We start from the raw sequence: 21787 nt of genomic DNA on the forward strand, positions 1-21787 counted from the left end.
AATATTAATCGTGAAATTTTTTCTCGCCCGCATTAATTGCAATCGGGATGAAATCTTCTTTTGTTGGAATTGCGCAAGAGAAATTTGGATTATATGCGCAGTATGGATTATACGCCAAGTTGAAATCGATTGTGTAAACATGATTTGGATCATCAACTTTTTCAAAATCTATATAACGACCTACGCCGTAAGTCTCTTTATTTGTTGTCTTATCTGTAAACCAAATTGAATAATAAGTATCACCAGCACTTGTACTTCCTTGATAAACATTTATTCTAAACGGTTGGTTCTCGTAACTGATATCAATATAACCGTAACGAACAGCTTTGCGCGGCTCACCCTTTGTTCCATAGATGGTAACAGTATCCTTCGGGTTATTCGCAGAAAGTTTGCTAGTAAAAACAAATGAAGGATCAACGTCAAAATATTTCAAATCATGAAATTCAATTTTTCCTTTCCTGTTAAAAGGGGAATTAGGTTCGTTTTTCATTTCATCGTTTTTTGCTGTGCGGAATTTCTCTATTTGATCAATATATATTTTTTGTTCTGGAGAATAATTTTTACCGCATGAAACCAAAAGGAGAGTAAGAATAAGAGCAAGACCATTATCATAAAAACGAAATGACTTTTCTTGCCCTTTCTTGTAATCCTGTTCTTGATATTTTTTATTTCTTTTCATCATCAATCTTTTTCTTTAGTTCGCTAAGTTTGTTTAACGCCTCAAGCGGAGTTAAACTGTTGATCGAAATATCGGAAATATGTTTGCGTAATTCTTCATCTTTCATCTCGAATAAACTGATCTGAAAATCATCAGCACCTTTTAGCTTTGCAAGTTTTGCTTTCTTCATTTCATAAGGAGTAAGTTCTTTACTTTCCAAATTAGCAAGAATTTCTTTCGCGCGGTTAGTTACGAATAGCGGCAAGCCGGCCATTTGTCCAACTTGAATTCCGTAACTATGATCGGCTCCGCCCGAAGAAACTTTGTGTAAGAAAATTACTTTATCACCGTACTCACGTACCTCAACTTTGAAATTTTTTATGCGGGGGAATAACGTTGCCATCTCATTCAGCTCGTGATAGTGAGTAGCGAATAAAGTCTTTGCTGCAAGTTTCGGATTTTCATGTAAGTATTCCGTAATTGCCCAAGCAATTGAGATTCCGTCAAACGTGCTTGTGCCGCGCCCGAGTTCATCCAGCAGTATTAAACTCTTGCTGGTTGCGTTGTTCAAAATATTTGCGGCTTCCTGCATCTCAACAAGAAAAGTTGATTCTCCCGCAGAAATATTATCGCTTGCACCGACTCGTGTATAAATTCTATCAATCAAACCGATCTTTGCAGATGAAGCCGGAACGAACGAACCGATCTGTGCCATCAAGACAATTAATCCAACTTGGCGTAAGTAAACAGATTTACCCGCCATGTTCGGTCCGGTAAGTAATATTATCTGCTCATCGGATGAAGATAGTTTGCAGTTGTTCGGAGTAAATTTTTCTCCCGGTGGAAGAATTCTTTCAACAACTGGATGCCTTCCGTCAATAATTTCGAGCTGATCAGATTCATCAAGCTGTGGACAAACATATTTATAATCGTCTGCGCATTCCGAAAATGATTGGTAACAATCGAGCATGGCAATCAAGCGCGCGTTCTCCTGGATTGCTTCTGTCTCGGAAGCGGAGGCAATTCTAACTTGATCGAAAAGCTGGTATTCAAGATTACCAATATTCTCTGCCGCATTTAGAATTTTATCTTCATACTCTTTTAATTCGGGAGTGATAAATCTTTCGCTATTTACCAGGGTCTGTTTACGAATATAATTTTCCGGCACTTTATCTTTGTTAGCGTTGCTGATATCGATGTAATATCCAAAAACCTTATTGTAACTTACTTTCAGAGAAGAAATTTTTGTCCTTTCACGTTCGGTTTTCTGCAGATTTGTAATCCAATCTTTCGCATTTGTAGATAGTCCGCGCAGTTCGTCAAGTTCCGGACTGTATCCGTCCCTAATAACTCCGCCATCGGAAACAGAAAGCGGCGGATCATCTGCAATTGCTAATTCGATTTTTTCAACAATCTGATCCAAAGAATTTAAACGCTGATTAATTGCAACAAGCGTTTCCACGGAAGTCTGATCTAATAGTTGTTTGATAAGAGGAATTTTTTTAAGCGATGTTTTTAAATGAAGAAGTTCGCGCGGATTAACTCTTCCCGTACAAATTTTTGATGTCAGCCGCTCAAGATCGCCGATCTCTTTTAATTCATTCTGTAAATTTTTTCTAAGAGTTTTATTTTGAAGAAGTTCGGCAATAGATTCTTGCCTCTTTAATATCGGTTCCAATTTTCTCAGCGGTGCAGAGATCCATTTCTTCAGCATCCGTCCGCCCATAGAAGTTGCAGTCTTATCAAGAATTGATATCAACGAACCTTCACGCTCGCCTTCCTGCATCGTAAACATAATTTCAAGGTTACGCTTGGTCGAATAATCAAGGATCATGTAATCGGATGGATTATGACGCGAAATTTTATTTATGTGAGTTAGATTTGCTTTCTGTGTTTCGCGTAAGTAGTTCAACGCAGCACCGGCAGCACATATTCCGGCGTTTAATGTTTCAATTCCAAATCCTTTTAATGTCTTTGTGTTGAAATGATTCATCAAAAGTTCGGAAGAATATTCGTAATTGAAAATCCAGTCGTCAATCTTTGTTATTCTAGCCAATGGAACTGCTTTATGAATCAAAGGTTCGAGTTCCTGCTTAAGTCTTTTGGGAATCAAGATTTCGGAAGGATTTATTGAGCTGAGTTGCTGTGATGCTTCGGAACTTATAACCTCGAATGTTGAGAACTCTCCCGTTGAAATATCGCAGAATGCAATTCCCGCAATTTCATTTTCGATATAAACTGATAGGAGGTAATTATTTTTTTTGTGATCAAGAAGTTTATCGGATATCGCGACACCCGGAGTTACAATCTCAACTACATCACGCTTTACAATACCTTTTGCAAATTTAGGATTTTCCATCTGCTCGCAGACGGCAACTCTATAGCCTGCCCTAACTAGTTTAGGCAAGTATGTATCAATCGCATGATGCGGGAATCCTGCAAGAGGAACGTCGCCGGCTCCGCCGTTAGCTCGTTTAGTTAGTGTTATACCGAGCACTTTTGATGCGATTTTTGCATCTTCCTCAAATGTTTCAAAGAAATCTCCCATTCGGAAAAGCAAAATTGTATCCGGATAGTTCTCTTTGATCCTTCCATATTGTGCCATCAAAGGAGTGATCGACATAGCTTGCTTTAGTTTTGTGTCAAAAATAGTTTAATGAGCGATTAGAATCAAAAGTAGCTTTTAACTGTTAGCAATTAGCCATTAGCTATTTGCCGTCAGAGGAGTATAAACATTTCTTTTCCCTAATTTCCTTCGCTAACACGTAACAACTTTTATTGAGAAATTAAATTGTCTCTTATTTTGAAAATATATCCAAAACTCTTCTTATAAGTATTTTAATTCTCTTAAAAATATTGCCCATCCACATAAATAATTTTTTTATTATTTTCTAACGGCTAATTGCTAAAAGCTAACAACTATTATAAAATAGAATAAGGGAATTATGACGATCAAAACAATAATTTTTGGCGCAAGCGGAATGGTAGGGGAAGGTGTTCTTCTTCAGGCAATCTCAGATCCGGATGTTGAATCGATCTTAGTAATTGGGAGAAGATCATGCGGCATCAAAAATGAAAAGTTGAAAGAGATAATTCATAACGATTTTTTCAACTTTTCAGCAATTGAAAAAGATTTAGTAGGCTACAATGCATGTTTCTTTTGTCTCGGTGTTTCTTCGGTCGGTATGAATGAAAAAGATTATACACGGCTAACATTTGATCTTACAATGCAGGCAGCCGCAACTTTATCTAAAGTAAATGCTGAAATGACTTTCTGTTATGTATCCGGCGAAGGAACTGATAGTACAGAAAGAGGACGTTTAATGTGGGCAAGAGTGAAAGGGAAAACAGAGAACCACTTAAAGAAATTACCGTTTAAAGCTGTTTATCTATTCAGACCCGGATTTATGAAGGCAGTTGAAGGACAGAAAAATTTAAAATCATTATACAAAGTAGTTGGAAATTTCTACCCCTTGATGAAATTTATTCTTCCAAACCACGGCTGCAAGCTGGAAGACCTTGGAACTGCGATGCTCAAATCAGTTAAACTTGGTTATTCCAAACCAATTCTTGAAAATAAAGATATTGAGGAACTTGCCGGAATTAAAAAGTGATTTGTTCTTCTGTATAAATTTTATAAAAAATCAAATTGAATAAACTGTTATCATAAGGAGAAGAAAAATGCAAAACATTAAAAATGGAATGCTTTGTAAAAGAATACAGTTAACGTCAATGCTTTTTCTTATTTCTCTTCCTGGAATAATCTCTGGACAAAAATTTGACAAACTTGCATTAACACCGCCTATGGGCTGGAATAGCTGGAACAAATTCGGGTGTGATGTTAACGAACAGATTATACGTGATGTTGTAGATGCGATGGTTTCTTCAGGAATGAAAGACGCCGGATATCAATATATCAATATAGATGACTGCTGGCATGGTAAGAGGGATAGTCTTGGATTTATTCATCCAGACAAGAATAAGTTTCCATCCGGAATGAAAGCTCTTGCTGATTATATTCATTCAAAAGGATTAAAGATTGGAATTTACTCTGATGCAGGCAACCAAACTTGCGGCGGAAAACCTGGAAGCCGGGGATATGAATATCAAGACGCAATTACTTATGCGCAATGGGGGATTGATTATTTAAAATATGATTGGTGTAATACGGATGGATTAAATGCTGAAGGAGCTTATCAAACAATGCGTGATGCTTTGTTCAATGCCGGAAGACCAGTGGTTTTTAGCTTGTGTGAGTGGGGAAATAATAAACCATGGAAGTGGGGTAAAAATGTCGGTCATCTTTGGAGAACAACGGGAGATATAAATGCATGTTTTGATTGTAAAAATGATCACGGAAGCTGGGTATCCTGGGGTGTTACATATATCCTAGATATGCAAGATGGTTTGAGAGAATATGCCGGTCCGGGACATTGGAACGATCCTGACATGCTTGAAGTCGGTAATGGAATGAGTACGAATGAAGACAGAGCGCATTTTTCAATGTGGTGCATGTTAGCAGCACCTTTGATTGCCGGTAATGATTTAAAAAATATGAAACAAGAAACAAAAGAAATATTGATTAATAGAGATGTAATATCAGTAGATCAAGACTCTCTTGGGATTCAAGGATTTAAATATTCTTCCAAGGAGGGTGTTGAAATTTGGTTTAAGCCGCTTGTTAAAGATCAATGGGCAATGTGTATATTAAATCGAAACTCAAGGCCTCAAAAAGTTCTCTTTGATTGGGGAAAAGAAAAAGTTATTGATACACTTTCAAAAAAAGATACTGATTTCAGTAATTCAAAATATAGCCTTTATGATTTATGGGCGAAAAAGAATCTTGGGACAACAAGTGAGATATTAAATGTTAGTTTACAAAGCCATGATGTTTTAATGATTCGTTTAAACAAACTTTAGAGTTCAATGCTTTACAAAATAATTTTGTATTGAATTTTAGAAAGAGCTATTTAAATAAATAATTTAATAGAGAGTCTGAGGTGAATATGAAAAAAAATATTTTATGCATTCTTCTTATGCTGCATATTTAGTTTTTCATTTTTATCGGCATCGGTTAAACCTATCACACTGAATGCATCACCCTAAAATTCATTACCTGATATTGAAATGATTTATTAATATGGAATCGAAATTATTTATAGACTATAGAGTTTTACCTATACTTCTCCAGTGATTTAAAAACTCCTCGGTTTCTTCTTTGAGAGTTCTAAAATTTTCATTTTTCTTAACCAAAGAATAATTTTCATCACTTAAGATTTTGATGCAATTCATAAGAGATCTTCCCTCATGATAACATGCTTTCCAAATATGTCCCTTGGGACCATATTTTAATTGCGGTTCTTTATCTAATCCCCCTTCAAACCAGCCGCCGTATTCATGATCAATACAATAGTTTTCAACATATTCGATTTGCTTTAAGAAATTATTATAATATTTTTTCTCTACTGGAAAGATTTGTGAGAAAAGCAGTAAAGAGTTTAGTCCTTCTGCTTGAGACCACCAGTTTTTCTTGTCATTTATTATTGTGCATTTATCAGAATCTTTGAAGTAATATCCGCCATCATAAAATCCTCCTAAATTATTATCCCACCCATTTTCTAATGCATGATCTAACATCTTTTTAGCAACTGATAAAGTCCTTTCATCATCTTTGATTTTTAAAGCATAAGAAGCTTCCAGTAATAAAAATGCGGTTTCATAATCATGGCCGAATGAAACATGGTCTAACCCATAATTTTTCTTTCTTTCTTCATCACTGGAATCTCTATATGAAACGGGAGCCCAATTATGTTTGAAAAATAAATTCATATAACCTTTTTCGGTTGTAATTGTATCACGTATTAATAAAAGTAATCTGTGCAATTTAATCCGTAGTTTTTCATCCGGCCAGATTTTATATAATTCTGTATATGCTTCCAGCAGATGAATGGAACAATTTTGGTCTTTGTAGTAAGCTTCATTTGCATCCGATGCTTTAGTGTTTTTAATGTCTTCTAGACCAAAAGGTTTACCTTCACGTGTCAGGAATTGAAAATATCCGCCATCATTCCGATCATAAGCATGATTTTCTATCCAATCAAACGCTTTAATTGCAAAATCTAAAACTTCCTTTTCTTTTGTGAGCTCATAGAATGCCGCAAGTGCATAGATGCCGAATGCTATTCCATAAGTACGTTTTTCTTCAAAATATCCTCTGTAATCCGAAATATCTCCATCCGGAGAACGCATTGTGTAAAATCCTCCGTATTCCTTATCCCAAATAATATCTTTAAGAAATTTGTAACCATGCCACGCAGCTTCCAAATACCTTGGGTCTTCAGTGAAAAAGAGAGCAGCTTTCGAAGGTGTCCATGTATGGCGCGCCTGAGTTACAATCATTTTATCCTGAGGATCTATAAATTTCCAATCATAAGATAAATTGTTTAAGAAACCGCCGAATTTATTATCCAATGTCAAAGGGTAAAATTTTTCTAATAAATCCGTCGTAAGCATTTTGTGCAATTTTTGGACAATATCTTTTTTCGAGTCTACTAAAGCAATATCCATCTTTTCACCTAATCTGTTTTTCTACTTATTATTACTTTCAAAAATTGTGCTCAAATAAAAAAATTATTTTCGAACTAATATTCGATTGATTTGCGCCTACCATTTTAACAAAATAATAAAGAATTATTGAATTGATAAAAAAGGAGGACTTGGATGAACGGGATTTAGACAACCAAGACAATCTTGCAAAGGCATTATTTTTGTTGATTTAATAAACTCTATAAAAAATATTTATAGAAAAATTAACCAAATAAAATGTTCAAGCCGTTATGAAACTGATTAGAATAATTAAAATCCTTTTGTTTCTTTTAATTACGCTTTTATTTACTCACTGCGCGGCGGGATTTAGTAATTTCATCACAGCTGAAAAAGATCAATTAAAAGACGGAGAAAAAAATTTTAGATTCATTTCTTATAATATTCCCAATCTTCATTACATCGAAGACTATATGAAATTCGATGCAGCAAATCCGTGGCGACTTCCGAATGAATTTGAAATAAGAGATGCATTAAAAGCGATTAAACAAACTGGCGGTAAGGCTACAAGGAGTTATGTACTTTCAGTCCGCAAAGAAGGGGAGTCTTCGAATATAATCCGTCATGTCTTAGGGCCAGGTAAATTTGATGAAGATGCATTTAAAGCATTAGACTTAGTGATGAAGATTGCAAATGAAGAAGGGATTAGAGTCATCATTCCGTTGGTCGATAATTGGTGGTGGTGGGGAGGTCCAAAAGAATATGCAGCATTTAGAGGAAAAGATAAAAAGGAATTCTGGACTGATTCACTTCTAATTTCCGATTTTAAAAAGACCATTGATTTCATAATCAACAGAAAAAACACTTATACCGGCATTCTTTATAAAGAAGATAAAGCATTATTGGGCTGGGAAACCGGTAATGAATTGCAATGTCCTTATTCTTGGTGTGCGGAAATAGCAAAGTATATTAAAACTATTGATAGAAATCATCTTGTCATCCAAAATACACATGTTAACATTGTAGCAGAGGAAGAAATAAAAGATACTAACATTGATGTTGTATCTACACATTATTATTCACCCGGAGATGTAGCCGCAAAGTATATTAAAGAGAATAAACAAAATACAAAAGGGAAAAAACCGTATTATGTTGGCGAATTCGGATTTCAGCCAACGAAAGATATTGCTGCGGTTCTTGATACTGTAATAAAAGATAGTGTTTCCGGCATTATGCTTTGGAGTTTGCGATTTCATAATAGAGATGGTGGATTTTATTATCACTCAAGCGATAATGGAGGAACAGCTTATCGCTGGCCTGGATTTGGGAGCGGCAAATTATTCGATGAACAAAATGTAATGCAACTAATGAGAGAAAAAGCATATGCAATTAACAACGAGCCAATTCCACCTATGCCTATCCCCGAAGCACCAATACTTCTACCAATATTAAAACCATTTGAAATCTCGTGGCAAGGTTCAACGGGCGCGTCAACGTATATAATTGAGAGAAAGGAAGAAAAAGAATCTAATTGGAAAATCCTTACAGATAATATTACCGATGCGGTATGGCCTTATAAACCGCAATTCTCCGATACTTCAGTCGTGATTGGTAATAATTATACATATCGGATAAAAGCAAAAAATGAGTCGGGTGAATCAGATTGGTCTAATGAGGTGGGACCCATAAAAGTCAATTACAAAATGCTGATTGATGAAATGGAAAACGATAATAAAATATTTTTGAAAGATGGAGAATTTGAATTCATAACATATAAACAGATTGTTCAAGCAAAAGAAGATAGAAACCGCTTGAGCGGAAAGAGAGGCAATTATATAATTTATAAAATTCCCGGTAGTATTAATTCTGTAAATGTAGAATTTTATATGACCGGAGAGGAAGGTAATCTTGAATTAAGTTGTTCAGATAATAATGATAATTATTCTCCAATTATTATGAAAAAAAAAATCTTCATACCTGAAAAAAATGAGTACAAATTTTTTACGTGTGCAAGATACACAAGTGGAGAATTGCCGGAGAACTATAGATATATCAAAATAGTTTTTGGAGATGCGGTTCAAATAGGAAGAGTATCAGTGTCTTACAAAGGAAAATAAAATTCAAAGAAAGGAATTCAGAAATGAAAGTATTCTTACTTCTCCTATCTATGGTTTCGTTAATTAATATAAGCTATGGCAGTGAAAAGAAGATTTTTTTAGAAATACCCTCTCTCTTCTCCAATAATATGGTTTTGCAGCAGAAATCAGATGTCCCATTTTGGGGAAAAGCTACTCCCGGATTACGAATATCCTTCGATGCAAGTTGGGGCAGAGCTGCTAAGACAATTGTTAAAGATGATAGTACTTGGTTCGTCAAAATAAAAACTCCGAAAGCTGGGGGACCATATAAAATTGATCTTCAAATCGGCGATTCAACAATAAATTTCTCAAATGTTTTGATAGGAGAAGTTTGGCTTTGTTCTGGTCAATCAAATATGGAAATGCCATTAAGAGGATGGCCGCCATCTGACACTATTTCATTCTCAGCACAATCAATAAGAGACGCAGACTATCCTAATCTTAGATTTTTTACAGTTGTTCGTGCTTATTCTGAAAGACCTGAACAAAAATGTTCTGGGATCTGGTCAGAATGTACTCATGCAACTGCTGAAGGTTTCAGTGCTACGGCTTTTTTCTTAGGAAGAAAATTAATGCAAGAATTAAAAATTCCAATTGGATTAATCCATTCAAGCTGGGGTGGTACTCCCGCTGAAGCGTGGACAGGAGAAAAATATCTCGCAGAAATTGAACAATTCAAAGACATCATTAAAAAATTAGATGACGGCAAACCTGAAATTGTCAAACTTAATCGATGGATTAGAAATCATCCGATAATTGATATCTCTAAAAAAAATCCGCAACAAAAATGGAAGGAATTGGACTTTGGAGATTCAGTTTGCTCAATATCTAATTATGATGATAGTAAATGGAACACAATGAATTTACCAACTCAGTGGGAGAGTACCGAAGTTGGTGATTTTGACGGAGTAATATGGTTCAGGAAACAAATTAATATTTCTAAAAACTGGCTTAACAAAGATCTAATACTTGAGATCGGCAAAGTTGACGATATGGACATTACATTTGTCAACGGTGTGAAAGTTGGGTCTTATGAAGAAGACGGATTCTGGCAGACAGAGAGAGTTTATAATGTACCTGCAGAAATTGTAAAAGACACATTGATTACGATTGCTGTAAGAGTTCTTGATAATCAGGGTGGTGGAGGAATATGGGGACCGAAAGAAAAAATGAAATTGTCTTTAAAAGAAGAGCGAGAAAATATTTCTCTATCTGGTGAGTGGAAATATCTTCCGGTTGCTCAATATATAGCTGATAATTTTTATGTTTTTGGCACAAAAGAAGATGAGTATTTGTCACGTCCGAAACTTTCATTAAGCATTGGTCCTTCTACTCCCACAGTACTTTATAACGGTATGATTTCGCCTCTTATTCCTTACAAAATTAAAGGAGTTATCTGGTATCAGGGTGAATCGAATGTAGCGAATCCGGAATTGTACAAAATTATTTTTCCTACTATGATTAGAAATTGGCGTAACGATTGGAAGGAAAGAAGCTTTCCATTTTATTATGTTCAGATAGCACCATGGATTTATGATAGTGGTTCCCAATCACAAAAATTAAGAGAGGCGCAACTCGTTACATTATCAGTACCGAAAACAGGAATGGTTGTAACTCTCGACATCGGCAGTCCCAACACGATCCATCCTCCCGACAAAGAAAATGTTGGTGAAAGGTTAGCATTATGGGCTCTCGCTAAAGATTATAACAAGAGAGTCGTTTATTCAGGTCCAATCTATAAATCAATGAAAGTGAAGAAGGATAAAATTATTTTAACTTTCGATCATATTGGTAAAGGATTTATTCTGAAAGAAAAAGAAAGCCAAAAGAATTTTCTAATTGCAGAAGAAGATAAAATATTCAAAGAAGCAGAGTTAAAAATAGTGGGGAAGAATTTAATTGTTTCTTCTCCAGGTATGAAAGCTCCTGTTGCAGTAAGATATGGCTGGAGTAATTATGTTGATGCTTCGTTATTTAACAAAGAAGGTTTACCTGCATCATCATTTAGAACTGATAATTGGGAAAATTGATTCGGTTTTTGTACAAGTAACTCAGGAAAAATTATTTCTCCATTATTCTGTAATCAATTAAATGAAATCCAATTTTCTTGAAAAGCTAAAATTTTAAAAGGAGAAATACCGTAACAATACTTGAATTGAATCTAGATAAAATAAATAGAACGAAAAAAAACAAATCGGGTGCATAATGTTTGGAGGAGTGATGAAAAAAATGATACTACTTTTTATTATGATATTTACAATTACATCTATTTTCCCATGTATTAATGCTCAGCAAGAAAAAAAAGAGAAGAAATATCATGAATGGTGGAACGATCAGAATATCGGAAAACCGCTTAACAGTCCAAATGCAAAAAAACTTTCTCTCATTCATGTGAAGGGAAATCGATTTGTTGATGGGAAGGACAGTACAATTTTATTCCGAGGTCTTTCTATTTCCGATCCGGATAAAATTGAACATCAAGGTCATTGGAATAAAAATCACTTTATAGAAGTAAAAAAACTTGGGACTATGATAGTTCGTATACCGGTTCATCCGATTGCCTGGCGCGAACGTACACCGGAGAAGTATCTAGAACTATTAGATCAAGCTGTTGAATGGTGTACTGAACTTGATATGTACATAATAATTGATTGGCATTCTATAGGTAATTTAAAAATGGAGTTGTTCCAAGATCCCATGTATTATACAACACTAAAAGAAACTTTTGAATTTTGGTTAACAATCGCCAGGCATTTCAAAGGGAATAATACAGTTGCGTTTTATGAATTATATAATGAACCAACGCTTTATAACGGCGAGCTAGGGAGAATGTCATGGAGTGAATTGAAAAAAATAAACGAAGATATGATTAGCTTAATTCGTGCATATGATAAAGAAAAAATTCCTCTTGTCGCTGGTTTAGATTGGGCTTATGATCTCACTCCGTTATTAATAGAACCGATTGAAGCTGAAGGAATTGGTTATGTTTCACATCCCTATCCCCATAAAAGAACTGTTCCTTATGAACCAAAGTGGGAAGAAAATTTTGGTTTCGCATCGAACAGGTATCCAATAATTGCAACTGAAATTGGTTTTACACTTGGTAAAGAAGGATTAAATGATAACGGTGAATACGGCAAATCAATTATAAATTATCTCGAAAATAAAGGTATTAGTTGGATTGCATGGGTATTTGATCCTCAATGGTACCCTAAAATGTTTGAGTCTTGGAGAACTTATAAATTAACAGAAAGTGGAGAATTTTTTAAGGAAGCGATGCAAGGAAGAATTAATAAATAATCAATTTTATTTTTTTACTTGGATAACAATCTGCAGCCTATTTTGCTCTGTGAATAATTGTCCAAAATTATTGCATCAAGAGCATTAATCGAATCTTACTATCAGCACTAATAAAAATTTTTTAAAGCCCATAAATATGATCTTGCGAAAGAAAATTATATATAAATGAAAATTTATCTTATTGATAAAATTTATCATTACGATAAAAAGATTCTATGTAGGATAATATATAATACACATCATAAATAATTAAATCATAATTTAAATCATCCAAAGTTCTGGCACTATTTGTGCCCTTTCTCAATATTAATTTATTCTCTATAAATCCAAAAAAAAGAATTTCTAAAAAACTTCATCAGAGGGAAAATTTATTTATTTAAAATGATGTACTAGAGAGGCAAAGTATAAATCCACAATACTGAAAAAGTCGTATAAATTAGCGTTGAAGTCATTTCCTATAAATGTGCAATAATTTCTCTATTAATAATCAAGTGTGGATTGGGGGTATCAAAAAATAGGAGAAAGCATATGATAAAAAATTTTTACCAATTTATAAGCAAAGTGCTAATTGCTTTCACCATTCTTATTTTTATTTCATTTCAAACTCTCATGGCTGCCGATACCGGGGCTATTAGAGGTCGTGTATTAGATAAACCAACAAAAGAGGCTCTTATAGGTGCTAGTCTTGTAATTAGTGGTACAAACATTGGCGAATCAGCCGACATTAATGGAAAATTTTTTATTCGAAATGTACCTACAGGTAAACAAGAACTCGTGATTTCTTATATCGGCTATAAGAAGCTAACAGTTTCTATAGATCTCAGGGAAGATCAAATCTTGGAACGAAACTTTGAATTAGAACCCGAGTCGCTGGTAGGTCAGACGATTGTTGTAACCGCACAGGCGCAAGGACAGCTATCAGCAATCAATCAGCAACTTTCTTCTAATACAATTTCCAACGTAGTATCTGCAGCCCGTATTAAAGAATTACCGGATGTGAATGCTGCCGAGTCAATTGGTCGTTTACCTGGTGTTTCAATTGAACGATCAGGAGGTGAAGCTACTAAGGTAGAAATTCGGGGTCTTTCCCCTAAGTACAATACTGTTACTGTTAATGGTGTACGGCTACCCGCTACCGGTGGAGACGATCGCAGTGTTGATTTATCACTCATCTCATCAAACATACTGGATGGAATCACCGTCAAAAAAGCGAATACACCTGATATGGATGCCGATGCTCTAGGAGGTACAGTAGACCTCAAATTAAAAGAAGCGCCAGATAAAATGGAACTTAACGTTTCTTTACAGGGCGGTTACAATCAACTTCAGAAATATTATGGCAATTATAATTTCAACGGTAATATAAGCAACAGATTTTTTGAGGGAGACCTTGGTCTTATTGCAAGTGTTAACATTGATGATTATGATAGAAGCGCAGATAAATTTCAAGGCAACTACCGTCAGTCAACTCAAGCATTAACAGGCATTACTCAAATTTTACTTTCGAGCTTAAATCTTAGAGAAGAAAAAGTAAAAAGAGGACGCACCGGTGCAAGTTTCTTACTGGATTATCGTATCCCTTATGGAAAAGTCACAGCTAACTCATTTTATAATCGGCTAAAGTGGGATGGTCTTTATCGCATTAACCGAGGCGACATTTTAAACAACAGACATTATTATGATCTTGAACAACGCGGTGGTACAACATCAATTTTTACTGGTGCAATTGGAATGGAACAGGATTTCGATTGGATTAAATATGACGCAAATATATCGAGAACAGCGTCGCGATCAAAAAATCCAGGTGAACGTACATGGACTTTCTCTCAGGAAAACGCAGCATATCTTACTACACAAATTGATCCTGATACTCCCCCGACTATGGTTCCCAATTTGGCAACGATTGATACTAACAGTACAGGAATTGCAGATTTATATGTTTATGATACAAGACTTGATGAGAATGAATCTGCGGTACAATTAAATGTTCAAGTGCCTTTCCGATTAACAGATCAGATTAATGGATATCTTAAAACCGGTGGCAAACTTCGTTGGTTAAATAGACTGAATGATCAAGAGCAAAACGGTCGAAACGGATTGCAGTATGGAGGTGGGACAGCAGTCAATACAATTCTAACTTCTACACTAAAATATCTATCTCAAAATTATCCCGATGAATTTAACTGGAAGAGTGACTCATTAATTGCAAGGCGTTATGGTGTTTTTCCAATCTCCAGCTTCTTGAGTAATTATAGCCGTTCCGATTTTATGAAGGGTGATTATCCGCTGGGATTTGCAGTCGATGAAGCGAAGATGAATAAGTTAATGGATGCACTATTTGCAACCGGTGAAAATCGAAACTACGCTATCGGATCCATCGGTCGCGATTATGACGGTGTCGAGCGTTATCAGGCCGGTTACTTTATGAGTGAATTTAATGTAACAAAATATGCAACAGTCATTGGTGGAGTTCGTTGGGAAAAAGATTACTCCATATATAATGGTCAAAGATTCAGAGAAGTAACGCTTAATAATATTCAAGGACCACCAGCAGATCTTCAAAGACTTACTATAGAACGCAATAATGAATTCTGGCTACCGATGATTCATCTAATTATTAACCCAACAGATTGGTTGAAAGTACGTCTTGCAAGAACTGAAACACTTACCCGTCCGGACTACATTCAATACGCACCCATTACATCGATTAATTCATACCAGAATTATATTCGCGCAGCTAACTCAACTTTAAAACCAGCAAAATCTGCAAACTACGATGTTGCCATTTCCGTTTTTGAGAACACTATTGGTCTATTCAGCGTTTCAGGTTTCTACAAAAAAATAGATGACTTAATTTTTCAAACAACTTATTACCTCAATCCAGGAGTTCCGGTTCTTCCCGGTTTGAATATTCCTGATAATTGGTTAAAGAATGCCGCTCCTCAAGTTGATACATACATCAACAATCCAACACCTGCTACTTACAAGGGGGTTGAATTCGATTGGCAGACACATTTCTGGTACCTGCCTTCAGTCTTTAACGGATTAGTTTTGAATATCAATTACACTCGAATATTTTCAGAAATCGAAAAAGAACTATTCTTTAACGGTCAAGGTGCAATCATACCTGGCAGCCGTCCGCCTCGTCGTGCTAATATTTTAATCGATAGTTCGAGAGTAGCTCGTATGCCAGATCAGCCGGCGCATATTCTAAATGTTACAATTGGTTACGATTATATGGGATTTTCAGCACGATTGTCTTATCTCTATCAGACAAACAAGGTTACATATATTGATAGGTCTCCAGCACTGGATAACTTCTCCGGCACTTATGCACGCTGGGATTTTACACTTCAACAGAAGCTGGATTTCGGAATTCAAGTATTTGCAAACTTCACAAACTTAAATAACAGAGCAGACCAGAATTTTAGAGGGGAAGCATTAGTTAGTCCTACCTACATCGAGTATTACGGTTTTACGATGGACGTAGGTGTGAGATATAAATTGTAAAGTTTATACTGTTTCTAATTAACAAAACAAACACAAACAAACGATTGGAGGATTACCTATGAAGTCTAAGTATGGAATCATTTTTTTAACTCTCATTGCAGTAATCTTCGTCTTCTCGGCACAGCAACTTAAAGCACAGCAGGGAGATACACTCCTCGTAACGTGGGCACAAGCAGATGGTACCGTAAAAACAGATGCCCTTAGGGATGCTATCGCCAATGATTTAGACCGGCCTGCTGGACGTGTTTATAAACTGCAGAGAGGCGGTTTCTATTGGCTCACAGAAACAATCACAAACAATGGCTGGGCACTAAGAATTGTCGGAGAACCTCCGGGACCAACACTCTATGATAATCCAGCTGTTCTCCAAATGGTTGCCCGAACAGATGGTACCGTTAACGGTCGTATGATAACCGGAGGCGGTGATATTACATTAAAAAACCTCTACATAGTAGGTGCCGATAATAATGGTGTTCAAACTTATTATCAACCAATTCAGATCGATGCAAGCAACTCCCGTTTTATTTTCGATAATATCATTTTGGAACGCACTAACTTTGCATTGATTGCTTTTACTGCCAAGAATAATGATATCTTTTTTACTAATTGTAAATTCCGTAATCTTATCGGTCAACCGAGTACACAACAATGGGAAGGCCGCGGTATTTCAATTTGGGCCGATCAAGATTCTGTTGTAGTAGAAAATTGTACATTCTTTAATGTTGGCATGACTGCACTACAGATTGAAGGTGGCGCTGCCAATTATGTTCGCTTCAACCATAATACACTTGTTAATGTAGGCCGATCTGTGAATACTGGAAATTGGTGGAAGTACGCTTATTTCGCTAATAATCTTATCATAAACGGTTTCTGGCATGGAGAAGGTTTCGGCGATTATGATTTAGTAAGAAATCCCGGCCGTGATCCGCGGGCAACAACATCAGGTATGTTCAGCATTGGTGCACTGCCTTCCAAATATGGAACTGAAGAAGCTCGCAGAGTTGTGTTTGCAAATGTAGCCTCATGGCGTGATCCAGCGTTTGCTCTTTACTATGCAGATTCCATCAGAGCGCAGCCGTTTGTAGGTCCTGTTACTAAATTGGACTTCTTAGCAAAGTACGAACACATGGTAGTTAAAGATACAACTTGGCTTGCAACAATGCCAGATATTCAAACATATCCTTACGACATTATTGCCAACATGTATCGTAATATCAAAGATCTGCGTGCCGGTGTTACACCAGCTACTCCATATTTCTGGAAACTAGAGACTGATCCAACCACACCAAGTTGGCCATTACCTGAGAACTTTACATATACAACTCCTTCACTCCTCACAGCAGGTACCAATAGTATGCCGCTGGGTGATCTTAATTGGTTCCCCGCTAAAAAAACTGCATGGCAATTAATTAAAGCAAAAGACATTTCTGATATTGAAAATATGGCCGGTAGTGTAGTAGTCTTAAATACAGTTGAGAAGCAGGAAGCGGAAGTCGGTACAGTATCTGGCACTGCAGCTGTTAAAGTTGCCAGCGGTTTTGCTTATTATAGATTGTCCAACGGTTATGTTGAATGGACATTTGATTTAGCTACTGAGGGGCAATACGATCTTAATGTATGGACACATCTTAACAATCGTACAAACGGTGTTAATTTCTTTGTAAATGATTTCGAAATTCACGATACACGCGGTTGGGGTCAATATGTATTTGGTGTCGATGCTTCTAGTGTTCATTTAGATTTTCCGCCAAATGCTTGGGGTTGGTGGTTAGTTAAAGAATCCGAGTTAAAAGAATCAGCTAGTTTACCGCTTCATTTAAAAGCTGGTTCAAATAAAGTTCAAATCAAAGCTTCTTGGTGTGATAATATGTACGCTGGTTTTAATGTTCTTCAGCCGGGAACCACTACTATTGTAAAATCATTAAGAGCTTCTGATGTAACGGCTTCAGACATCGCTTCTTTAGTGCTAGAAGGCGCTAAATGGACACCAAGCGGATTGAAATCAGTTGATTTAGGAACAAATGGTACTATTGAATGGAATGTTACAGCCCCAGATGCAGGAAAGTATAGACTGCAAGTATTCTACCAAAATGGAGGATCTGCTAAAACAATGCAAATTAAAGTAGGGGGTAGTACTGTTATCTCCGACTTTAGTTTAGATGGCAAAGCAGATTCGACGGGACTAGTAAAATTATCCAATACATTTACATTAGTTAAAGGAACTAATAAAGTTGCCTTAACTGGATCAGGAGTAAATGTTGACTATATTCAACTGATTCAAGATCTAACAACGAGTGTAAAAAAACTCGACGAGATTCCTACAGGTTTTGCTCTTCAGCAGAATTATCCGAATCCATTCAATCCATCCACTACGATTCGATATCAGATTCCTAAAGAATCAAAAGTTACTTTGAAGATCTTTGATATTCTCGGCAGAGAAGTAGCTACTTTGGTTAATATGCAACAAGGCGTTGGATCCTATGAAGTGAATTTCAATGCAATGAAATTTGCAAGTGGTGTATATATTTACAGAATTTCTGCAGGAGATTTCATGCAAACTAAGAAGATGATGTTGCTTAAGTAAATTCTGTTTTCCCAGAATGAATAAGGCAGGGGAGTAATATACTTTCCTGCCGTTTTTTTATTTTAATATGCTATATTCAAACTTGAGGCATTGAAAACACAAGGCTTTTCTTGATAAACCAGCGGGACGTTTTATAATTTTGATTTTATAAGTGAGGGATGGAGTTCGGTGATAGATATATAGCGAGTCTTTAATTCTATCTTCCAAGAAATGAATTTTTTAAATAAGAGAATAAATTTATATGATTCATATTAAACAAAAATGGGGATCAACTCTTCTTGTCCTTTTGATAATTGTTTATGTGGCAATTTCATTCGTTCAGAATTATGGTTCTAGCAATGAAATAACAAAAATATATTTTGCGGATAGATTTACATTCGCTCATAAATTACTGATTGAAAAATACAATAAGCTAAATGAAGGAAAAGTAAAAGTAATTCCAATTGATTTTCCAAATTTCGATTTCAGTACAAATGAAAGAAAAGAAGTTCTTGCAAGATCTTTGAGAGGAACAGGAGATGGAATTGATTTATTAGCAGTTGATTTGATATGGGTACAAAGGTTTGCAAAATGGTGTGAACCATTAGGACAGTATTTTTCTGAGGATGAAAAAAAAAGGATTCTGCCATGTGCTTTAGAATCATGTTATTCCAACGGCAAATTAGTAGCTGTACCGCTGAATCTGGTGCAAGGTGTTTTATATTATAGGGAGGATATAATAAAAAAACTGAAAAACGGTGAAGAGATAATCAAAAAAATAAAAAACTCTGTTACATGGGAAGACTTTATTAAACTAAATAAGAAACTTAACTTGAATAATCCTTTTTATCTTTTCCCCGCCGCTGATTATGAAGGTCTCATATGCTGTTATATGGAACTGATTCTTAGTATGAAACCAAACTATTTTAAAGAATACGGGTTCAATCTTAAATCACCTGCAGCTAAAAAATCATTACAACTGCTGGTAGATTTGGTTAACAAATATAAAATATCTCCACCTGAAGTTACTGAATTTACAGAAGTTACTTGTTATGAATACTTTATAAAAAATAACGGTCTCTTTATGTTTGGATGGCCTACTTTTGATAAAGATTTTAAAGAAACCCCTTTTGATATTTTGAAAGAAAGCAATTTAAAAAAAGCTCCTCCTCAATATTTTGAAAAAGGAGTACCGACATCAGTGTTCGGTGGCTGGGACTTAATGATCTCTAAATATTCAAATAAGAAAAAAGAAGTAGCGGATTTTGTTAAATTTCTTCTAAGCGATGAATCACAGGAAGTATTTTACAAAGAAAGTAGTTATTATCCAGTAGTTAATAAATTTTATGAGAGTGATTATTATACTTCAATGTATCCCGAAATTTCAGAAATTAAAAAAATGTTAAAAATAGGTGTGCATCGTCCGGCGGATGAAGAATACACAAAATATTCCAAAATAATGTCTTACTATTTTGATCTGGCAATTAAAAATAAAATCTCTGTAGATGAGGCTTTACAAAAATCTACAGATGCTATACAAATTGAGAAAAAGATGTTTGAAGAGTTCTGATTCATTTAACCGGTAATCAAGATGTTAATACGAAACATCAAGGGCAAAATATCGAAATACCGATTTGAGATACGACATATCACTATTTTCTTAATTGTTTTAATAATATTCCAAATCATCTTAGCATTTGTTCAAAAATCCTCCTTAAATGATTTCCTAGTACAAACACAATCCTGGTATCAGAAATATTCTACCGAAAGATTAGCAATCGTGACTTCTACAAGTTTGGAATTATTATTTGAAAATTTATTTATAGATAAAACTGTTCGTGATTTTGATGAAAGAAAAATGATTTATTCATTTAATGTAATTTTTAAACAACAACTGATGCAGAAAAGTGTAGAAGATATTTGTTTAATCCTTGTAAAAAACCACGAACTTTATGTTATTGACAGCGGGCATAAATTATATTCTTATTTAACTAATACATTACCGGCATTTCCTATTGACAGTAAAGAACATAGAGAAGGTATCTCTCTATTCCTGTCACTTAAAGGTAAAATAAAAAAATCTGAGACGATTTATAGCGAGCTCGAAAATCAGCAGACGTTTAATATATTGGTACCATTTGTACCCGATGGGGAATATTTGGGAGTGATGTATATGAAAATTATTCCCGACTTTTCTTTTCTAACAAAAGAAGTCAGTGCAAACTTTAATAAAGTCGCAATGATCTATTCGTCTCTGATCTTACTTGGATTGATTGCAATCTTTTATATCTCTTCAAGAGCTGTTAAAGAACGGAATGAAGCTCAGAAAAAATTCTTTGATGAACACGAAGAAAATATAAAGAAGCAGATTAGGTTAGAGAAGGAATCGTTATTTACAAAAAGAATTTATCATACTCATCACAAGGCTGAGAAAATTATAGGTTTTATAAAAGAAGATATTAGAAATATTGGGAATAAAAATGTGGATGATATCCAAAAACGGGTTATTACTTATTCTAACTTTATCTCTAGAATTATTTATGATATGAAATGGTATGACCAGGAAATCAATACTATTATAAATCCAATGTTTAACACCAATATAAATGGAGTAATCAAATTTATTGTTCAATATGTATTTTTAAGAATTACAAGTAAGAATGAAATGTTTGACTTTAAGTTGGATTTGGATGAGACTCTTCCGATTGTTAAAGTTAATGAATACATAGTGTGGGAAATACTTGAACCTCTAATCCAAAATAGTATTGATCACGGCAGCAAACATTCAGTCACAATAAAGATTGCTACTAAATATGACCGGGAACAAAACATTTCTCATATATCAATTGAAGATGACGGAGTGGGTATTCAACCTGATTTGCTTGAAGTAGGTGACAACGGCATTAAAAGAATATTTTTAGAAAATCAGTCTACAAAAAAAATATATGGCGCAAATTCCGGTTATGGATGTTACATAGCCTATCAAATGGCTGTTGAAAAATGCGGCTGGATCTTAGATGCGGAAAATTTATCGGGTGCAGGCTGCATATTTAATATCACAATAAAGAACTAAAG

The 21787-nt window shown here is 35.2% G+C and carries 12 protein-coding genes; 9 read left to right on the top strand and 3 right to left on the bottom strand.

What is annotated here, in order from left to right:
* Positions 1-4: 4 nt before the first annotated feature.
* Together NTX65_02695 and mutS are read right to left on the bottom strand one after the other, a co-directional pair.
* A complete protein-coding gene (locus NTX65_02695; protein MCX6168220.1) occupies positions 5-679 on the bottom strand; it encodes a DUF1684 domain-containing protein in 675 nt (224 codons plus the stop codon).
* The gene (gene mutS / locus NTX65_02700; GenBank protein ID MCX6168221.1) at positions 666-3281 is read right to left on the bottom strand and encodes a DNA mismatch repair protein MutS; all 2616 of its coding nucleotides are present in this window, start codon (positions 3279-3281) and stop codon (positions 666-668) included. Before mutS ends, NTX65_02695 begins: the two co-directional genes overlap by 14 nt.
* Before the next feature lie 322 nt (positions 3282-3603).
* Between mutS and NTX65_02705 the strand changes: the two genes are divergently transcribed.
* A complete protein-coding gene (locus tag NTX65_02705; protein ID MCX6168222.1) occupies positions 3604-4272 on the top strand; it encodes an epimerase in 669 nt (222 codons plus the stop codon).
* 67 nt (positions 4273-4339) lie between these two features.
* Entirely contained in the window at positions 4340-5578 is a 1239-nt protein-coding gene (locus tag NTX65_02710; protein MCX6168223.1) for a glycoside hydrolase family 27 protein, read from the top strand.
* Between the two features lie 243 nt (positions 5579-5821).
* Here the strand turns inward: NTX65_02710 and NTX65_02715 are convergent, their stop codons facing one another.
* Positions 5822-7225: an AGE family epimerase/isomerase gene (locus NTX65_02715; protein MCX6168224.1), complete on the bottom strand. Its 1404-nt coding sequence runs from the start codon at positions 7223-7225 to the stop codon at positions 5822-5824.
* A 269-nt stretch (positions 7226-7494) separates the two neighbouring features.
* Between NTX65_02715 and NTX65_02720 the strand changes: the two genes are divergently transcribed.
* The 7 genes from NTX65_02720 to NTX65_02750 all read left to right on the top strand — a co-directional run bounded on the left by NTX65_02720 (position 7495) and on the right by NTX65_02750 (position 21785).
* Positions 7495-9318, top strand: coding sequence for a cellulase family glycosylhydrolase (locus NTX65_02720; GenBank protein MCX6168225.1), 1824 nt, complete (start codon positions 7495-7497; stop codon positions 9316-9318).
* 23 nt (positions 9319-9341) lie between these two features.
* A complete protein-coding gene (locus NTX65_02725; protein ID MCX6168226.1) occupies positions 9342-11369 on the top strand; it encodes a beta galactosidase jelly roll domain-containing protein in 2028 nt (675 codons plus the stop codon).
* 190 nt (positions 11370-11559) lie between these two features.
* Positions 11560-12639 (top strand): cellulase family glycosylhydrolase, encoded by a 1080-nt coding sequence (locus NTX65_02730; GenBank protein ID MCX6168227.1) that lies wholly within the window; start codon positions 11560-11562, stop codon positions 12637-12639.
* 528 nt (positions 12640-13167) lie between these two features.
* The gene (locus tag NTX65_02735; GenBank protein MCX6168228.1) at positions 13168-16149 is read left to right on the top strand and encodes a carboxypeptidase-like regulatory domain-containing protein; all 2982 of its coding nucleotides are present in this window, start codon (positions 13168-13170) and stop codon (positions 16147-16149) included.
* Positions 16150-16207: 58 nt separating this feature from the next.
* A complete protein-coding gene (locus tag NTX65_02740) occupies positions 16208-18733 on the top strand; it encodes a T9SS type A sorting domain-containing protein (GenBank protein MCX6168229.1) in 2526 nt (841 codons plus the stop codon).
* A 241-nt stretch (positions 18734-18974) separates the two neighbouring features.
* Entirely contained in the window at positions 18975-20282 is a 1308-nt protein-coding gene (locus NTX65_02745) for an extracellular solute-binding protein (GenBank protein ID MCX6168230.1), read from the top strand.
* 21 nt (positions 20283-20303) lie between these two features.
* On the top strand, positions 20304-21785 hold the full coding sequence (locus tag NTX65_02750) for an ATP-binding protein (protein ID MCX6168231.1): 1482 nt from the start codon (positions 20304-20306) through the stop codon (positions 21783-21785).
* Positions 21786-21787: the final 2 nt, after the last annotated feature.

The sequence above is a fragment of the Ignavibacteriales bacterium genome (assembly GCA_026390795.1).
GTDB lineage: Bacteria > Bacteroidota > Ignavibacteria > Ignavibacteriales > Melioribacteraceae > Fen-1258.